This is a genomic window from Atlantibacter hermannii (assembly GCF_009907385.1).
In the GTDB taxonomy this organism is placed as follows: Bacteria; Pseudomonadota; Gammaproteobacteria; order Enterobacterales; family Enterobacteriaceae; genus Atlantibacter; species Atlantibacter hermannii_A.
In genome coordinates this window covers 55,757-73,141 of the sequence record NZ_JAAATR010000056.1, presented here as the reverse complement: position 1 = coordinate 73,141, position 17,385 = coordinate 55,757, and the positions used below count along the sequence as shown (strand labels likewise).

At 57.6% G+C, this 17,385-nt stretch carries 17 protein-coding genes; 7 read left to right on the top strand and 10 right to left on the bottom strand.

Features of this window, described 5'->3' with window-relative positions; genetic code table 11:
- Positions 1–122 precede the first annotated feature (122 nt).
- Positions 123–659, top strand: a complete 537-nt coding sequence (gene hpt / locus GV764_RS15135; RefSeq protein ID WP_167509364.1) for a hypoxanthine phosphoribosyltransferase — start codon at positions 123–125, stop codon at positions 657–659.
- A 26-nt stretch (positions 660–685) separates the two neighbouring features.
- On the opposite strand, the gene can is transcribed toward hpt, so the two are convergent.
- Positions 686–1,348: a carbonate dehydratase gene (can, locus tag GV764_RS15130; RefSeq protein WP_161660852.1), complete on the bottom strand. Its 663-nt coding sequence runs from the start codon at positions 1,346–1,348 to the stop codon at positions 686–688.
- A 107-nt stretch (positions 1,349–1,455) separates the two neighbouring features.
- On the opposite strand from can, the gene GV764_RS15125 reads away from it, so the two are divergent.
- The 4 genes from GV764_RS15125 (at position 1,456) to GV764_RS15110 (ending at position 5,028) form a co-directional block, all read left to right on the top strand.
- Complete coding sequence (locus GV764_RS15125; RefSeq protein ID WP_161660851.1) at positions 1,456–2,382, top strand: ABC transporter ATP-binding protein; 927 nt, start codon at positions 1,456–1,458, stop codon at positions 2,380–2,382.
- Positions 2,379–3,149 carry an ABC transporter permease gene (locus GV764_RS15120; protein WP_161660850.1) on the top strand — a complete coding sequence of 257 codons (771 nt, stop codon included), beginning with the start codon at positions 2,379–2,381 and terminating at the stop codon, positions 3,147–3,149. Before GV764_RS15125 ends, GV764_RS15120 begins: the two co-directional genes overlap by 4 nt.
- Positions 3,150–3,272: 123 nt before the next feature.
- Positions 3,273–3,704: a PTS sugar transporter subunit IIA gene (locus tag GV764_RS15115; protein WP_161660849.1), complete on the top strand. Its 432-nt coding sequence runs from the start codon at positions 3,273–3,275 to the stop codon at positions 3,702–3,704.
- Positions 3,705–3,780: 76 nt separating this feature from the next.
- Complete coding sequence (locus tag GV764_RS15110; RefSeq protein WP_161660848.1) at positions 3,781–5,028, top strand: polysaccharide deacetylase family protein; 1,248 nt, start codon at positions 3,781–3,783, stop codon at positions 5,026–5,028.
- A gap of 27 nt (positions 5,029–5,055) precedes the next feature.
- Here the strand turns inward: GV764_RS15110 and panD are convergent, their stop codons facing one another.
- From panD to thpR, 9 genes are all read right to left on the bottom strand, one after another.
- The gene (gene panD / locus GV764_RS15105) at positions 5,056–5,436 is read right to left on the bottom strand and encodes an aspartate 1-decarboxylase (protein ID WP_002436899.1); all 381 of its coding nucleotides are present in this window, start codon (positions 5,434–5,436) and stop codon (positions 5,056–5,058) included.
- Positions 5,437–5,544: 108 nt separating this feature from the next.
- Entirely contained in the window at positions 5,545–6,396 is an 852-nt protein-coding gene (panC, locus tag GV764_RS15100) for a pantoate--beta-alanine ligase (RefSeq protein ID WP_161660847.1), read from the bottom strand.
- Positions 6,397–6,410: 14 nt separating this feature from the next.
- Entirely contained in the window at positions 6,411–7,205 is a 795-nt protein-coding gene (gene panB / locus GV764_RS15095; RefSeq protein WP_125293630.1) for a 3-methyl-2-oxobutanoate hydroxymethyltransferase, read from the bottom strand.
- 81 nt (positions 7,206–7,286) lie between these two features.
- Positions 7,287–7,766, bottom strand: a complete 480-nt coding sequence (gene folK, locus GV764_RS15090; RefSeq protein WP_161660846.1) for a 2-amino-4-hydroxy-6-hydroxymethyldihydropteridine diphosphokinase — start codon at positions 7,764–7,766, stop codon at positions 7,287–7,289.
- Positions 7,763–9,160 carry a polynucleotide adenylyltransferase PcnB gene (pcnB, locus tag GV764_RS15085; RefSeq protein WP_328515174.1) on the bottom strand — a complete coding sequence of 466 codons (1,398 nt, stop codon included), beginning with the start codon at positions 9,158–9,160 and terminating at the stop codon, positions 7,763–7,765. Before pcnB ends, folK begins: the two co-directional genes overlap by 4 nt.
- Positions 9,161–9,215: 55 nt before the next feature.
- Positions 9,216–10,097, bottom strand: coding sequence for a tRNA glutamyl-Q(34) synthetase GluQRS (gene gluQRS / locus GV764_RS15080; RefSeq protein ID WP_161660845.1), 882 nt, complete (start codon positions 10,095–10,097; stop codon positions 9,216–9,218).
- A 60-nt stretch (positions 10,098–10,157) separates the two neighbouring features.
- Positions 10,158–10,613: an RNA polymerase-binding protein DksA gene (dksA, locus tag GV764_RS15075; protein ID WP_002436912.1), complete on the bottom strand. Its 456-nt coding sequence runs from the start codon at positions 10,611–10,613 to the stop codon at positions 10,158–10,160.
- A gap of 178 nt (positions 10,614–10,791) precedes the next feature.
- Positions 10,792–11,496 (bottom strand): DNA/RNA nuclease SfsA, encoded by a 705-nt coding sequence (sfsA, locus tag GV764_RS15070; RefSeq protein ID WP_161660844.1) that lies wholly within the window; start codon positions 11,494–11,496, stop codon positions 10,792–10,794.
- Positions 11,497–11,508: 12 nt separating this feature from the next.
- Positions 11,509–12,036, bottom strand: coding sequence for an RNA 2',3'-cyclic phosphodiesterase (thpR, locus tag GV764_RS15065; protein ID WP_161660843.1), 528 nt, complete (start codon positions 12,034–12,036; stop codon positions 11,509–11,511).
- An 87-nt stretch (positions 12,037–12,123) separates the two neighbouring features.
- Between thpR and hrpB the strand changes: the two genes are divergently transcribed.
- On the top strand, positions 12,124–14,556 hold the full coding sequence (gene hrpB / locus GV764_RS15060) for an ATP-dependent helicase HrpB (RefSeq protein WP_161660842.1): 2,433 nt from the start codon (positions 12,124–12,126) through the stop codon (positions 14,554–14,556).
- A 94-nt stretch (positions 14,557–14,650) separates the two neighbouring features.
- Entirely contained in the window at positions 14,651–17,170 is a 2,520-nt protein-coding gene (mrcB, locus tag GV764_RS15055; RefSeq protein WP_161660841.1) for a bifunctional glycosyl transferase/transpeptidase, read from the top strand.
- The last annotated feature ends 215 nt before the right edge of the window (positions 17,171–17,385 follow it).

Sequence of the window (17,385 nt, the reverse complement as noted above, 5' to 3'; positions counted from 1 at the left end):
CTTTTTTTCAGAATAGGTCCCGACACGCTAATTACTGTTATACTGCCTGCCTTACGAATTAATGCTGGTGAAATAAACGTCAGTATTTAATGATTTAGTTCTTAAATCATATGGTTAGCGATATGAAACATACTGTTGAAGTGATGATCTCCGAAGCGGAGATTAAAGCGCGTATTGTCGAACTTGGGCGTCAGATAACGGAACGCTATCGCGACAGCGGAAGTGAGATGGTGCTGGTGGGCCTGTTGCGCGGTTCGTTTATGTTTATGGCCGATTTGTGCCGTGAAGTGCAGGTTGGACATGAGGTCGATTTTATGACCGCGTCGAGTTACGGCAGCGGCATGTCCACGACCCGTGATGTGAAAATCTTAAAAGATCTGGATGAAGATATTCGTGGCAAAGATGTGCTGATCGTAGAAGACATCATCGACTCCGGGAACACTCTGTCAAAAGTGCGCGAGATTTTAAGCCTGCGCGAGCCGAAATCCCTGGCGATCTGCACGCTGTTGGATAAGCCGTCGCGTCGCGAAGTGGATGTGAAAGTGGAGTTTATCGGCTTCTCTATTCCCGATGAATTCGTGGTGGGGTACGGCATCGATTATGCCCAGCGCTATCGCCATTTGCCGTACATCGGCAAAGTCGTTTTACTGGACGAATAAACAAAGGGGCCGCGGCCCCTTTAGTCTTATTTATGGCTGGTGTGCGTCTGCGTCAGGTTGCAGATGCCGTTGCGATAACGCTGCTCCAGCGTTTCGCGGCTGGTGGCGGTCACGTCCAGGTCGCGCAGCAGACCATCGTGAATACCGTAGGCCCAACCGTGGATAGTGACTTTCTGTCCGCGTTTCCAGGCAGATTGCATAATGGTGGAGTGCCCAAGGTTGTACACTTGTTCCATCACGTTCAGCTCGCACAGCGTATCCAGACGGCGTTCCTGCGGGATCTCGCCCAGCAGAGAGCTGTGTTTGAACCAGATATCGCGGATATGCAGCAGCCAGTTGTTAATCAGGCCCAACTCCGGATTTTCAACCGCAGCCTGTACGCCGCCGCAGCCGTAGTGCCCACAAATAATAATGTGTTCAACTTCAAGAACATCCACCGCATACTGCACTACAGAAAGGCAGTTAAGATCGGTATGGATCACCAGGTTGGCGACGTTACGGTGTACAAACAGTTCACCCGGCTCAAGGCCGGTTAAGCGTTCGGCGGGAACGCGGCTATCGGAGCAGCCGATCCACAGAAAGCGCGGCTTTTGCGCTTGAGAAAGGCGTTCAAAAAAACCAGGATCTTCGTTCACCAGCATTTTGGACCAGTGAGCGTTATTGCTGATGAGTGTATCGATATCTTTCATTTAGGTTAACAACCTGTAACCGTGGGATTGCGTTGATGTAATATAAGGCAACTCAATTATTTTTTAAACACCATAACTTTTGTGCGATACAAGGTAACTGTATATCCATGACAATTGCATTGGAACTGGAAGAATTAAAAAAAACCTATCCCGGCGGCGTGAAAGCCTTACGCGGCATTGACTTACAGGTAGAGGCGGGAGATTTCTACGCGCTGCTCGGGCCGAATGGCGCCGGTAAATCTACCACTATAGGGATAGTGAGTTCGCTGGTGAACAAAACGTCAGGCCGCGTGAGGGTGTTTGGTTATGATCTCGAAAAAGACGTGGTCAACGCCAAGCGCCAGCTGGGCCTGGTGCCGCAGGAGTTTAACTTCAACCCGTTTGAGACGGTGCAGCAGATTGTGGTTAACCAGGCGGGTTACTACGGCGTTGAGCGCAAAGAAGCGGTTGAGCGCAGCGAAAAGTACCTGAATCAGCTCGATTTGTGGGAAAAACGCAACGAACGTGCACGGATGTTGTCCGGCGGGATGAAGCGTCGGTTGATGATTGCCCGCGCCCTGATGCACGAGCCGAAACTGCTGATCCTCGACGAGCCTACCGCCGGGGTGGACATCGAGCTGCGCCGTTCGATGTGGGGATTCCTGAAAGATCTCAACGACAAAGGCACCACTATCATTCTCACCACCCACTATCTGGAAGAAGCGGAAATGCTGTGCCGCAATATCGGCATTATCCAGCGCGGTGAGCTGGTGGAAAACACCTCGATGAAGTCGCTGCTTGCCAAGCTGAAATCAGAGACTTTTATCCTCGATTTAGCGCCGCGCAGCCCGCTGCCGAAGCTGGAAGGCTACCAGTATCGCTTGGTGGACACCTCGACGCTGGAAGTGGAAGTGTTGCGCGAGCAGGGCATTAACAGCGTCTTTAACCAACTGACCGCACAGGGCATTCAGATCCTGAGTATGCGTAATAAAGCCAACCGCCTGGAGGAGTTGTTCGTGACTCTGGTGAATGAAAAGCAAGGAGACCACGCATGATGCAGCTGTATTGGGTGGCGCTGAAAAGCATCTGGACTAAAGAGATCCACCGTTTTATGCGTATCTGGGTCCAGACTCTGGTTCCGCCCGTCATCACCATGACGCTCTATTTTATTATTTTCGGCAACCTGATTGGCTCGCGCATCGGCGAAATGCATGGTTTTACCTATATGCAATTTATCGTGCCGGGGTTGATTATGATGGCGGTGATCACTAACGCTTACGCCAACGTGGCATCATCGTTCTTTAGCGCCAAATTCCAGCGCAATATTGAAGAGCTGTTGGTGGCTCCCGTGCCGACCCACGTGATCATTATTGGTTATGTCGGCGGCGGCGTGGCGCGCGGTTTGTGCGTCGGTATCCTGGTGACTGCGATTTCGCTGTTTTTCGTGCCGTTTCAGGTGCATTCATGGCTGTTTGTCGGCATTACGCTGCTGTTTACCGCCATATTGTTCTCGCTGGCCGGTCTGCTGAATGCCGTTTTCGCCACCACCTTCGACGATATCAGCCTGATCCCGACCTTCGTGCTGACGCCGTTAACCTATCTGGGCGGGGTGTTTTACTCCCTGACGCTGCTGCCGCCGTTCTGGCAGGCGCTGTCTCACCTCAACCCCATCGTGTATATGATCAGCGGGTTCCGGTACGGCTTCCTGGGGATTAACGATGTGCCGCTCGGCTTCACCCTGGGCGTGCTGGTGGTGTTTATCCTCGCGTTTTATATCCTCTGTTGGTATTTGATCCAGCGCGGTCGCGGCTTGCGTACCTAATCCTGTAACGTTTTTACATAAAACGAGGCCTTCAGTTTGAAGGCCTTTTATTTTCCCATGATTCGTATCACAACAGGGGTTCGTTACTTCGCTAAACTACTTCTTTTGGATAAGGAGCTGCGAATGCTGGGATGGGTCATCGCCTGTCATGACGACAAGGCGCAATGCATGCTGGAACAACTTGAAAAACGCTTTGGCCATATTCCCCAGTGTCGGGTGGTGAATTACTGGCACGGCATCGGCACCAATATGCTCAGCCGCATGATGTGCGATGCGCTGCACCATGCGGACTCCGGAGACGGCGTAATTTTTCTTACCGACTGCAACGGTGGCGCGCCGTACCGGGTAGCCGCGTTAATGAGCCACAAACACGATAATTGTGAAGTGATTTCCGGTGTAACCCTCAATCTTCTTACCGAGCTTTATCCCCTGCGCTTTTGCTTAAGCAGCCGCGCGTTTCGCCATACCTTCGTCGAGCGGGGTGGCGAGGGCGTCAGTAGTCTCTGGCACCAGCAACAAAAAAATCCCCCTTTCGTATTACTGCATTCTGCCTGACAGACGGTTTACCGCTTGGTGTAAAAGGCACTTTTTGTCAAAATAAGCGCAAATTCCTTCACCGCTGCGATTCCCTATGCTGACACGCCTTATTTTTTGCTTTGTGCTGATGTTTACCGCACAGGCCGGAGCGATTCTGGTTAATCCGACCTTTAATCCGCCGCGCTATATGCAAACCACGGAAGACGCGGATATCTGGGCGCATATCGGCAATCGCGTCATTTCCGTGGGCAGAATTGAACAGGGTCAGGTGCTGGATGTGGTGCCGACCGCAGCCGATTACTACGAATTCAGCTTTGGCTTTGGCACCGGGTTTATTGATAAACGGCATCTCAAACCGGCGCCGGGCAAACTGCGGATTCAGGATCGGCTGGGGGATCTTAATAAGCCCCTCAGCAACCAGAATCTGCTGACCTGGCAGGCCGTCACGCTGTATAACGAGCCGGACAATAAAAGCGAACCGCTGGGCGTGCTGGCCGAAAATCTGCGCTATCCGATTATTTCCAAACTTAAAGACCGGCTTAACCACACCTGGTTCCAGATCCGCATCGGCAACCGGCTGGCGTGGGTCAGTAGCCTGGAGGCGCAGGAAGATAACGGCATTCCGGTACTGACCTGGCACCATATTCTGCGCGACGAAGAGAACACCCGTTTTCGCCATACTTCCACGACCACGTCGTTACGCGCTTTCAGCAACCAGATGACCTGGCTGCGCGATATGGGCTACACCACGCTTTCCCTGTATCAACTGGAAGGCTACGTGAAAAACCGTATGAATTTGCCCGCCCGAGCGGTGGCGATTACCTTCGACGATGGCCTGAAGTCGGTATCGCGCTATGCGTATCCGGTGCTGAAGCAGTACGGGTTTAGCGCCACGGCGTTTATTATCTCTTCGCGCATTAAGCGCCATCCGCAAAAGTGGGATCCAAAATCCCTGCAGTTTATGAGCGTCTCTGAGCTGCAATCCATACAGGACGTGTTTGATGTGCAGTCCCATACCCACTTTTTGCACCGCATCGACGGCCTGCGCCATCCGATCCTGCTAAGCCGCAGCTATCACAATATCCTGTTTGATTTTGAGCGTTCGCGCCGGGCGCTGGCGCAGTTCAACCCGCACGTGCTGTATCTGTCGTATCCGTTTGGCGGTTACGACCAGAAGGCGATTAAAGCGGCACATGACGCGGGATTTCATTTAGCGGTCACAACGGTGAAAGGGAAGGTGAAGCCCGGGGACAACCCGTATTTGCTGAAGCGGCTGTATATTCTGAGAACCGATTCGCTGGAGGATATGGCGCGGACGATCAGCAATCAGCCCCAGGGGTGATAGCGCCCGCGAACGGGCGCAAAAAAATCAGGCAACCTGAACCGGAACCGCTTTGGCGGTGCGTTTCATCTCGTTGTCGCCGTCAAAATACGCCACTTTGGGCTGCCAGCTGCGGGCCTGCTCATCCGGCATGGTGACGTAGCTGGCGATAATCAAAATATCGCCCACATCGGCGCAGTGCGCCGCCGCCCCGTTGACGGAAATGATTTTCGAACCGCGCTCGCCGGAAATGGCGTAGGTCGAAAAACGCTTGCCGTTGGTCACGTTATAAATATCGATGGCTTCGTATTCCAGAATGCCAGCGGCTTCAAGAAAATCCTGATCAATGGCGCAGGAACCTTCATAGTGCAAGTCTGCCTGAGTCACTTTGACGCGATGCAGTTTGCCCTGCAACATTGTACGAATCATAAATTTAACCCTGTTAACACCCACACTGTCAGAGCGGGGCGACCCCGCTCCAGGAATTTTACCCGGGCAGTATTGCCCGTTTTACAAACGCTGTCTATCCCCGCTCCGTTACGCCAGTTCGACCGTCAGGTTATCAATCAAACGCGCCTGGCCGAGCCATGCCGCCATCAGCACCACGGCGCGCTGGCTTTGCGGCGTCAGCTCCAGCAGGGTATCGGCGTCGCGGATGTGTAAATCATCGCTGCGAAAGCCCTTTTCGTTCAGCTCCAGCGCGGCGGCTGCCAGCATCTCTTCCACGTTGCGTTCGCCAGCCTTTAATTTTTCGCCGATGCCGTTCATCACCTGGCTCAGCCCCGGCGCGATCTTACGCTGGTCGCTGGTCAGATAGCCGTTGCGCGAGCTGAGCGCCAGGCCGTCTTTGGCCCGCACGGTTGGCACGCCGACAATCTCAATGTCGTAGCTCATATCGGCGACCATTTTGCGGATCAGCGCCAGCTGCTGGTAATCCTTCTCGCCGAAGCAGGCGATATCCGGCTGCACCAGATTAAACAGCTTGCTGACCACGGTGGAGACGCCGCGAAAATGCCCCGGACGGCTCGCGCCTTCAAGAATAGTGGAGATACCCGGCACGTCGACATAGGTTTGTTCGCCCATGCCGCGCGGATACACCTCTTCCGGCGTCGGAGAAAAAACGAATTCCACGCCGCGGCGGTTCAGCTTTTCGCAATCTTCCTGCAGCGTGCGCGGGTAGCGCGCCAGATCGTCAGGGCGATCGAATTGCATTGGATTAACGAAAATGCTGACCACCACCACATCGGCGCGCGCTTTCGCTTCATCAACCAGCGTCATATGACCGTCATGAAGGTTTCCCATGGTCGGCACCAGCGCAATTCGTTTGCCTTCAAGGCGCAGACGGCGAATCTGCTGGCGCAGCATCAATACGGTTTCAATAATCAGCACAACCCATACTCCTGTCAGTGGAAACTGTGTTCTTCGCCCGGATAAACCCCGGATTCGACCTCAGTAATATACTGGCGCACGGCGGCACGCATGTCGCCCGCGTCGGCCAGGAAATTTTTCGCGAATTTTGGGATATGACCGCCGGTGATGCCGAAGGCGTCGTGCATCACCAGGATTTGCCCGTCGGTGACGTTGCCCGCGCCGATACCGATCACCGGAATGCGTAACGCCTCGGTGACGCGCTGCGCCAGTTCAACTGGCACGCACTCCAGCACCAGCAACTGCGCTCCGGCGGCTTCCAGCGCCAGCGCGTCGTCCAGTAGCGTTTGCGCGGCGGCTTCATCGCGGCCCTGCACTTTATAGCCGCCAAAGATATTGACCGACTGCGGCGTCAGGCCCAGGTGGCCGCACACCGGCACGGCGCGTTCGGTCAGCATCCGCACGGTATCCACCAACCAGCGGCCACCTTCGATTTTCACCATGTTGGCCCCGGCGCGCATCACCACGCTGGCGTTGGCGAAGGTCTGTTCCGGCGTGGCGTAGGCCATAAACGGCAGGTCGGCCAGCAGCAGGCAGTTCGGCGCGCCGCGGCGCACCGCGCGGGTATGATAGGCGATATCGTCAACGGTGACGGGCAGGGTGGAATCATGCCCCTGTACCGTCATTCCCAGCGAGTCGCCCACCAGCATCACGCCAATGCCTTCGTCGGCAAACAGTTTTGCGAAGCTAAAATCATAAGCCGTGATGGTGGCGAATTTCTGGCCGCTGGCCTTGAGACGTAAGAGCTGGGCGATGGTGGTTGGTTTCATGGCTGTCCCCTGAACTGAAAATGGCGAACAGTGTAAACGATACTTTTCAGGCTGAGTAGCCGGGGTTCAGGGGCAAGGCAACTACCAGCGGGAAATGCCGGAATGATCAAGATTTGCCAGCAGAACGGACAATTTATCGCCATCCGGGAAGCGTAAATCCGGGGCGATTTGCGCCAGCGGCAGCAACATAAAGGCGCGGTTTTTCATGTCGTAATGCGGAACGGTCAGGCGGGGAGTCGCGATCTGCATTTCGCCAAACAGCATGATATCCAGATCAAGCGTACGCGGCCCCCAGCGGTGGGCTTTGCGCTCGCGCCCCTGCTGGCGTTCGATGCGCTGGGTGTGATCCAGCAGCACTTCCGGGGCCAGCGTAGTTTCCAGCGCCACGGCGGCGTTGAGATAGTCAGGCTGATCCTGCGGGCCGAGCGGCGGGGTGCGATAAAAATCGGAAACCGCGACGAGCTGGCTTTCGGGGATGTCAGCCAGCGCCGCCAGGGCAGCATTCACTTGTTCAAGCGGGGACGCAAGGTTGCTGCCGATAGCGAGATAAACGCGGGTCACGCATTGCCCTCACGGCGCGGCGCACGACGGCGCGGGCGGCGAGGACGACGGCGCGCAGCCGGTTCATCATCCAGATCGTTGAGCATATCTTTCTGAGCAGGCGGCGCGGAAACCTGGAACTCACCCCACCAGCGGGCCAGACGCTGCAATTCGGCGTTGTTCTCGGCTTCAGCGCGCAGTTCCAGCAGGTCGTAGGCGGCGCGGAATTTTGGATGCTCCATCAGCTTCCAGGCGCGTTTACCCTGACGACGCGACATGCGCAGCTGCAACTGCCAGATATCGCGGATGAGCGCGGTGATGCGTTTCGGGATCGCCAGCGAACGGCAGGCTTCATCCAGCACATCGTTCATCGCCAGCGCGAAAGCGTCGTTCCAGCTCAGGCCGCTCTCCTGGGCGATTTTTTGCGCGGTCTCAATTTGCGGATACCAGAACAACGCGGCGAACAGGAACGCCGGGTTAACGCGCATATCGTTGTGAATGCGGGTGTCGGTGTTCTTCAACACCTGAGCGATGATCCGCTCCATCGGGCTGTCGCCCTGTTCGGTAAAGAAGCGGGTGATGGTCGGGAACAGCGGCTGGAACAGCGAATATTCACGCAACAGCAAATAGGTATTGTAGCCATAGCCCATTTGCAACAGCTTTAGCGACTCTTCAAACAGGCGCGCGGGCGGCACATCGTTCAACAGCGTCGCCAGACGCGGGATCGGCTCGCCGGTTTCCGGGCTAATCTGCATATCCAGACGGGCGGCGAAACGCACAGCGCGCAGCATGCGCACCGGATCTTCACGGTAGCGGGTTTCCGGATCGCCAATCAAACGGATGATGCCGAGCTTTAGGTCCTGCAACCCGCCGACGTAATCGCGCACGGTAAAATCCGCCACGCTGTAATACAGGCTGTTGATGGTGAAATCGCGGCGCTGGGCGTCTTCTTCGATGGATCCGAAAATGTTGTCGCGCAGCAGCATGCCGTTCTGGCCGCGTTGGGAAATGGCGCGATCGCTGACATTTTCTTCATGATGACCGCGAAAGGTCGCCACTTCGATAATTTCCGGGCCGAACATCACGTGCGCCAGGCGGAAACGGCGGCCTACCAGGCGGCAGTTACGGAACAGTTTGCGGACCTGATCCGGCGTGGCGTTGGTGGTCACGTCGAAATCTTTCGGTTTTTTGCCCAGCAACAGATCACGCACGCCGCCGCCGACCAGCCAGGCTTCATAGCCCGCTTTATTCAGGCGGTACATCACCTTGAGGGCGTTTTCACTGATATCTTTGCGGGAAATAGCGTGCTGTTCGCGCGGGATAACGGTAATCGTGGGCTGGCTGACGGTAACGTCAACCTCGCTTTCCTCGCGATTTAACACCTTGCGGCAAAAATTAGCGACTCGGGTAAAAATGGTGCACCTCGGTAGTGTGTCAGACTCTGGACAAAAAATAGCGGCTAATCATAGCTCAGCGCAACGCATTTGAGAATGCTGGATTCACGGGGATGCGTTGAGGAGACCAGTTAATCGCCGCTTCGCGCAGCAGCGCCTCGGTAGATAAATCCCGCCAGTGCTCTCTGACAGGCTGGTTCAAAAACTGCAAGGCGGCAACCAGCATCGGTTTTGGATCGCCGTGCGGCAGGGCTGGAGCATGGTTCTGTTTCGACAGTTTATTCCCGTCGGCGTTAAGCGCCAGCGGCAGGTGGAACCAGGCAGGCGGCTGCCAGCCGAACTGATGATACAGCGACACCTGGCGCACCGTGGGTTCAATCAAATCCGCGCCGCGTACGATTTCGGTAACGCCCTGGAAATGATCGTCCACCACCACCGCCAGGTTATAAGCGAACAGCCCGTCGCGGCGATGAATAATAAAATCCTCCCGCGCCAGCGCCGGGTCGGCGACAATCTCGCCGCGCAGCCGGTCGGTAAAGCGCATCACCGGCTGGGTCTGGCGTAACCGCACGGCGGCGTTTTCCGGGCCGTGATGTAAATCGCGGCAGTGGCCGTCGTAAATCCCGCCGATTTGTTGGATCCGGCTGCGGGTACACGCGCAGTAATAGCTGCGCTGATGTTCGCGCAGCCAGGCCAGTGCCTCGCGATAGGCATGATGGCGCGCGGACTGGTACAACACCTCGCCGTCCCAGTGCAGGCCGTAATGTTCAAGCTGGCGTAAAATGGTGTCGGCAGCGCCGGGCACTTCGCGCGGCGGGTCGATATCTTCGATGCGCACCAGCCAGACGCCGTGTTGCGCGCGGGCCTGCAAATAGCTGCCCAGCGCGGCGATCAGCGAGCCGAAGTGGAGTTCACCAGAAGGAGAAGGGGCAAAACGCCCGATATAAGCTGTGGACATAGCGCTAAAAAACAAGGCGGGAGAGACCCCGCCTTTGTTATTAATGGATATGGGCTGTGCTTAGCCAGCCATCTGTTTTTCGCGGATTTCGGCCAGCGTCTTGCAGTCAATGCACAGGTCCGCGGTCGGACGTGCTTCAAGACGACGAATGCCGATTTCCACTCCACATGATTCGCAGAAGCCGAAGTCTTCGTCTTCTACTTTTTTGAGAGTCTTCTCGATTTTCTTGATCAGTTTACGCTCACGGTCGCGGTTACGCAGTTCGAGGCTGAACTCTTCTTCCTGGGCGGCACGGTCAACCGGATCCGGGAAGTTAGCCGCTTCATCCTGCATATGCGTAACGGTGCGATCGACTTCATCCCTAAGTTGATTACGCCATGCTTCAAGAATGCGCTTGAAGTGTGCCAGCTGGGCTTCATTCATATACTCTTCGCCCGGCTTCTCTTGATACGGCTCCACCCCAGCGATGGCGAGAATACTCAGGGACGATGTTTTACGTTTTTGCCCTTCTTGCATGTTGCTTCTCCTTAACACGCACTATCGATCCCCTTGTCGGGGGAAAAATCAGGCCGCTATAAATAGCAGAAGCTTTTCGGGATAGCAATTGTATAAACGTTACACTTGACAACCCTGTGAGGAAAAGCGTATTTGCGCATGCGCCTGAAACAATAATGACTCAAACGGTTAACCGGCATTACAGACAGACCGGTACGGGTATCGTTAATTGCATTTTCTCGGCGGTTAACGTCGCCTTCCAGGCAACGATTTCCACCCCTTTTTGCTGTGCTTCACTGAGCAACATTGCGTATCGGGGGTCGATGTGGCGCGCCGGAGAGACCCGTTCAATCGCCGAATGCAATACGGCGAAGAGCAGGACGGCGCGTTCGCCGTTCTCCACCACACTCATCAATTCACGCAGGTGCTTTTGGCCCCGCACCGTCACGGCGTCGGGAAAATACCCTTGCGAATTATCCGATAACGTCACTGATTTCACTTCAATATAGCAGTTAACCTTGCAACCTGCCTGCAACATGAAATCAATACGGCTGCGCTCTGCGCCGTACTTAACTTCGCTTAAGACCGTGGGATAGTCAGAAAATTCCCCCAGCCGGTTTTCCTGGATCGCCTCTTTCACCAGTTGGTTGGCGCGCAGGGTGTTGACGCAGATGACATGCCCCTGCTGAGTCTGGGTGAGCTCCCAGGTGTGCGGATACTTACGCGTCAGGTTGGGCGATGTGGAATACCAGACCGTATCGCCCGGCGTGGCGCAGCCGGTCATCGCGCCGGTATTGGGGCAGTGCAGCGTCAGCAGCGCGCCTTCGGGCGTTACCACATCGGCCAGAAAACGTTTGTAGCGCTTAATCAGCGTGGCGGGCTGCAACGGGGGAGAAAATTCCATAATCGGTCCTTTTTATTCCAGCGACCAGCGCGCCAGCGGCTGGTATTGGGTGCGTCCCTGGCTGAACTGCGATGAGTAAAGCACAAATTCCGTCACCGGAAAGGTCCAGTGAAAACCTGGCGCGGGGATAGCGACCTGATGCGCGGCGTTACGCAGCAGCGTCACGTGCGGATGAAACGGCTGCGGGCTCTGATAACAGCCGCTGCGCGCGGCCTGGGCGCGCAATAGATTCGCCAGTTGCAATAATCCGCGCGGCGGCTGGCGGCTACCCAGCCACACCACCCGCGAGCGCGGCCAGTGCCCGGCATCGTCCAGCGTCAGGGTAAACGCTGGCTGCTGGATACGCCCGGCGAGCGCCATCAACGTTTGCTGCTTTTGTTCGCTGATTTCCCCTAAAAACGCCAGCGTCAGATGAAGATTCGCCGCCGCGATGGGGCGGCCCGCCTCCGGGGCGAACTGCGCGGCGCGCCACTGGATCACCTGCTGTTGGATCGGCGCGGGTATCTCAAGGGCAAAAAATAGCCGTTTGGGCTCAGACATGGCAGTTCTCGGTAATGGTTTGTGGGGATGCTACAATGCGCCCGTTTTAATGTTAACCCTTTTGATGTGAACCCCAGGGAGCTCTCTGTGTCCTCATTGCCGGTCGCCGCCGTTTTACCCCGTCTGCTGGATGCCCTGCAATCCGCCCCGCAGGTGCTGCTCAGTGCCCCCACCGGCGCGGGCAAATCCACCTGGCTGCCGCTAGAGCTGCTGAAGGCGGCGGATCTCAACGGCAAAATTCTCCTGCTGGAGCCGCGGCGCCTGGCGGCGCGCAACGTCGCCCAGCGGCTGGCAGAATTGCTGGATGAAGCGCCCGGTGAAACCGTGGGTTACCGGATGCGCGGCGAAACCTGCGTCGGGCCGAAAACGCGCCTTGAAGTGGTGACCGAAGGGATTTTGACGCGTCTGATCCAGCAGGATCCGGAGCTGACCGGCATCAGCCTGGTGATCCTTGATGAATTTCACGAGCGCAGTTTGCAGGCCGATCTGGCGCTGGCGCTGCTGCTGGATGTGCAGCAGGGACTGCGCGACGATCTCAAACTGCTGATTATGTCCGCCACCCTCGACAATGCCCGTCTGGAAGCGCTGCTGCCCGACGCGCCGGTTGTGGCGTCAGAGGGGCGCGCGTACCCGGTGGAGCGGCGCTGGCAGCCGTTACCCGGCTCGTTGCGTAGCGAAGAGGCGATTGCCATCGCGACGGCGCAGCTGCTGCGGGAAGAAGCCGGCTCGCTGCTGCTGTTTTTGCCCGGCGTGGCGGAAATCCAGCGGGTGCAGGAACAGCTGGCCGAACGCGTTTCGCGCGATGTGCTGTTGTGCCCGCTGTACGGCGCATTACCGCTAAGCGAGCAACGTAAAGCGATCCTTCCCGCGCCCGCCGGGTTACGCAAAGTGGTGCTGGCGACCAATATCGCCGAAACCAGTTTAACCATCGAAGGTATTCGCCTGGTGGTGGACAGCACTCTGGAACGCGTGGCGCGCTTTGATCCGCGCAGCGGCCTGACGCGGCTTATCACCCAGCGGATCAGCCAGGCATCGATGATCCAGCGCGCCGGACGCGCCGGGCGGCTGGGGCCGGGCATCTGCCTGCATCTCACCGCCAAAGAGCAGGGCGAGCGCGCAGCCGCCCAGGCAGACCCGGAAATCCTGCAAAGCGATCTCAGCGGGTTATGGCTGGAGTTGTTGCAGTGGGGCTGCCAGGATGTGGCGCAGCTTAACTGGCTGGACAAGCCGCCTGAGGTCAATCTCGCCGCTGCCCGCGCGTTACTCGAACAGTTAGGCGCAATAAAGGAAGGGCGATTAACCGCGCGCGGCCAGCAGATGGCGAAATTCGGCAACGATCCGCGGCTGGCGGCGATGCTGGCGGCGTCGGGATCTGCCGATGAAAAGGCCACCGCCGCCTGGCTTGCCGCGCTGCTCGAAGAGCCGCCGCGCACCGGCAACAGCGATTTAGCCAGCCTGTTTTCCCGCAGCCAGCAAAACTGGCAGAGCCGTAGCCAACAGCTGCTGAAACGTATGGATAGCCGGGGCGGCGCGCGGGATATCACCCTTGCGCCGCAACTGCTTGCGATCGCGTTTAGCGACCGCATCGCCCGGCGGCGCGGGCTGGACGGACGTTACCAGCTCGCCAACGGCATGGGGGCGCGTCTCGATCCTGACGATGCGCTGACCCGCCACGAATGGCTGATCGCGCCGCTGCTGTTGCAGGGCAGCCATTCGCCGGACGCGCGCATGTTGCAGGCGCTGGCGCTGGATATCGACGCGCTGATCGCCCGGTGCCCGCAGCTGCTGCGCCAGCAGGACAGCGTGGAGTGGGACGAGGCGCAGGGAACGCTGAAAGCGTTTCGCCGCCAGCAAATCGGCCAACTGGTAGTAAAAAACCAGCTGCTGGCGCGTCCTTCGGAAGAAGAGTTACATCAGGCGATGCTCAACGGCATCCGTGAGAAAGGGCTGGCGGTGCTCAACTGGAGCCCGCAAGCCGAGCAATTGCGGCTACGCTTACACTGCGCTGCGCAATGGCTGCCGGAATATCCGTGGCCGGATGTTTCAGATTCGGCACTTTTGGCTACACTTGAGCGCTGGCTGCTGCCGCAACTCAATGGCGTGCACTCGCTGCGCGCCTTGCAGAACGTCGATTTAAGCGCGGCGCTCGGCAATCTGCTGGAGTGGTCGCAGCGCCAACGTCTGGATAGTGCGTTGCCAACTCATTACACTGTGCCCACCGGAAGCCGGATCGCCGTGCGCTACCATCAGGAAAATCCGCCGGCGCTGGCGGTGCGAATGCAGGAAATGTTCGGCGAGGCAGCGACGCCAGCGATAGCCGAAGGACGTATTCCGCTGACGCTGGAGCTGCTGTCGCCCGCCCAGCGTCCGCTGCAAATCACCCGTGATTTGAGCGCGTTCTGGAAGGGATCGTACCGGGAAGTACAAAAAGAGATGAAGGGGCGTTATCCAAAACACGTCTGGCCGGACGACCCTGCCAGCGCGTTGCCGACGCGGCGCACCAAAAAGCATCAGCCGTAAACAGATGCGGGACTTTTGAGAGATTTCTTCTTTCGCGGCGACGTGAAAGAACCAAGAATCAGGCCCTCGCGCCTGAACGTAGTGGAGAGAAAGCATGGCGGGGAATGACCGCGAACCCATCGGGCGCAAAGGGCGACCTTCACGTCCGGTGAAACAGAAAGTAACCCGTCGTCGTCTCAGAGATGATGAGTACGACGATTATGAAGACGATGCAGACGAGGAGCCGATGCCCCCACGGAAAGGCAAAGGGAAAAAGCCGCAGAGAAAACGCCGTTGGCTCTGGCTGTTACTGAAAATTTTACTGGTGCTGATCGTGGCGCTGGTGATTTACGGCGTTTATCTCGATCAGAAGATCCGCAGCCGCATCGACGGTAAAGTGTGGCAGTTGCCCGCCGCGGTCTATGGCCGGATGGTCAACCTTGAGCCGGATATGCCCGTCAGCAAGCAGGAGATGGTGCAACTGCTGGAGGCGACGCAGTACCGCCAGGTGACGCGGATGACGCGCCCGGGCGAGTTTACCGTGCAGGCCAACAGCATCGAGATGATCCGTCGCCCGTTCGACTTCCCGGACAGTAAAGAAGGGCAGGTGCGCGCGCGTCTGACGTTCAGCAAAGATCGTCTGGAGACCATTGAGAACCTCGACAGCAAGCGCCAGTTTGGCTTCTTCCGCCTCGATCCGCGTCTGATCACGATGCTTTCTTCGCCGAACGGCGAGCAGCGTCTGTTCGTGCCGCGCAGCGGCTACCCGGACCTGCTGGTGGATACGCTGATCGCGACCGAAGACCGCCATTTCTACGAGCATGACGGCATTAGCCTCTACTCAATTGGCCGTGCGGTGCTGGCGAACCTGACAGCCGGTCGCGCCGTTCAGGGGGCGAGTACGCTGACCCAGCAGTTAGCGAAAAACCTGTTCCTGTCGAGCGAGCGCACCCTGTGGCGTAAGGCCAACGAAGCCTATATGGCGCTGATCATGGACGCGCGCTACAGCAAAGACCGCATCCTTGAGCTGTACCTGAACGAAGTGTATCTCGGCCAGAGCGGCGATAACGAAATTCGTGGTTTCCCGCTGGCCAGCCTGTATTACTTTGGCCGCCCGGTCGACGAGCTAAGCCTTGACCAGCAGGCGCTGCTGGTGGGCATGGTAAAAGGCGCGTCGATTTACAACCCGTGGCGTAACCCGAAAATGGCGCTGGAGCGCCGTAACCTGGTGCTGCGTCTGTTGCAGGAACAGAAGGTTATCGACCAGGAGCTGTATGACATGCTGAGCGCCCGTCCGCTGGGCGTGCAACCGCGCGGTGGGGTGATCTCTCCGCAGCCGGCGTTTATGCAGATGGTGCGTCAGGAGCTGCAAACCAAACTGGGCGATAAGATAAAAGATCTCTCCGGCGTGAAGATCTTCACCACCTTTGACTCGGTGGCGCAGGACGCGGCGGAAAAAGCCGCTATCGAAGGCATTCCGGCGCTGATTAAGCAGCGTAAGCTGAGCGATCTGGAAACCGCGATGGTGGTGGTCGATCGCTTTAGCGGTGAAGTGCGCGCGATGGTCGGCGGGGCGAATCCGCAGTTTGCCGGGTATAACCGCGCCATGCAGGCCCGCCGTTCTATCGGCTCACTGGCTAAACCGGCGACCTATCTCACCGCGCTTAGCCAGCCGAACCAGTACCGCCTGAACACCTGGATTGCCGATGCGCCGATCTCACTGCCTCAGCCGAACGGCAAGGTGTGGTCGCCGCAGAACGACGATCGCCGTTACAGCGGCCAGGTGATGCTGGTGGATGCGCTGACCCGCTCTATGAACGTGCCGACGGTGAACCTGGGGATGGCGATTGGCCTGCCTGCGGTCACCGAGACCTGGCTGAAGCTGGGCGTGCCGAAAGACCAACTGAACCCGGTTCCGGCGATGCTGCTGGGCGCGCTGAACCTGACGCCGATTGAAGTGGCGCAAGCGTTCCAGACCATCGCCAGCGGCGGTAACCGCGCCACGTTGTCAGCGGTGCGTTCGGTGATTGCCGAAGACGGCACCCCGCTGTTCCAGAGCTTCCCGCAGTCTGAACGCGCTGTCCCGGCGCAGGCAGCCTACATGACGCTGTGGACCATGCAACAGGTGGTGCAGCGCGGGACCGGTCGTCAACTGGGCGCGAAATTCCCTGGCCTGCATCTGGCCGGGAAAACCGGTACGACTAACAATCAGGTGGATACCTGGTTTGCCGGTATCGACGGGCGTGAAGTGGTGATCACCTGGGTAGGACGTGACAACAACCAGCCGACCAAACTGTACGGGGCCAGCGGTGCGATGTCGATTTACCAGCGCTACCTCAGCAACCAGTCGCCCATCGCGCTGGATCTGACGCCGCCGGAAGATATCGTCAATATGGGCGTGGACGATCAGGGGTACTTCCTGTGCGGTGGCGGCGGGGTGCGTTCGCTGCCGGTATGGACCACCAACCCGGATGCGCTGTGCCAGCAGAGCCGCCCGGTAGAGCCGTCGGGTAACCCGTTTGACCAGTCATCGCAGCCGCAACAGCAGCCTCAGCAACAACAGCAGGCACCGGCGCAGGAGCAGAAAAGCGATGGCGTAGCAGGCTGGATTAAAGATATGTTCGGCGGCAACTAACGCCGTAGCACCCTTAATAAAGGGCGGGATTTTCCCGCCCTTCGTGTCTCTGAACGCCGCCATTCCCACGTTTTTTCACATCCCGGTAACCCCTGCAATACCCGTATATAACCCACATTTAGCAAGGTGATTATTTCTTGTTCCCTTAGCGAAATCAGGGATGTGTGCTGCTTGCTATATAAACACCGTTTCGCATATTATCCTGCGGGCATAAT

Excerpts from the sequence above, each read along its gene's own strand:
- hpt (WP_167509364.1), top strand. The coding sequence starts at position 123 with ATGAAACATACTGTTGAAGTGATGATCTCCGAAGCGGAGATTAAAGCG.
- can (WP_161660852.1), bottom strand. The coding sequence starts at position 1,348 with ATGAAAGATATCGATACACTCATCAGCAATAACGCTCACTGGTCCAAA.
- GV764_RS15125 (WP_161660851.1), top strand. The coding sequence starts at position 1,456 with ATGACAATTGCATTGGAACTGGAAGAATTAAAAAAAACCTATCCCGGC.
- GV764_RS15120 (WP_161660850.1), top strand. The coding sequence starts at position 2,379 with ATGATGCAGCTGTATTGGGTGGCGCTGAAAAGCATCTGGACTAAAGAG.
- GV764_RS15115 (WP_161660849.1), top strand. The coding sequence starts at position 3,273 with ATGCTGGGATGGGTCATCGCCTGTCATGACGACAAGGCGCAATGCATG.
- GV764_RS15110 (WP_161660848.1), top strand. The coding sequence starts at position 3,781 with ATGCTGACACGCCTTATTTTTTGCTTTGTGCTGATGTTTACCGCACAG.
- panD (WP_002436899.1), bottom strand. The coding sequence starts at position 5,436 with ATGATTCGTACAATGTTGCAGGGCAAACTGCATCGCGTCAAAGTGACT.
- panB (WP_125293630.1), bottom strand. The coding sequence starts at position 7,205 with ATGAAACCAACCACCATCGCCCAGCTCTTACGTCTCAAGGCCAGCGGC.
- gluQRS (WP_161660845.1), bottom strand. The coding sequence starts at position 10,097 with ATGTCCACAGCTTATATCGGGCGTTTTGCCCCTTCTCCTTCTGGTGAA.
- dksA (WP_002436912.1), bottom strand. The coding sequence starts at position 10,613 with ATGCAAGAAGGGCAAAAACGTAAAACATCGTCCCTGAGTATTCTCGCC.
- sfsA (WP_161660844.1), bottom strand. The coding sequence starts at position 11,496 with ATGGAATTTTCTCCCCCGTTGCAGCCCGCCACGCTGATTAAGCGCTAC.
- thpR (WP_161660843.1), bottom strand. The coding sequence starts at position 12,036 with ATGTCTGAGCCCAAACGGCTATTTTTTGCCCTTGAGATACCCGCGCCG.
- mrcB (WP_161660841.1), top strand. The coding sequence starts at position 14,651 with ATGGCGGGGAATGACCGCGAACCCATCGGGCGCAAAGGGCGACCTTCA.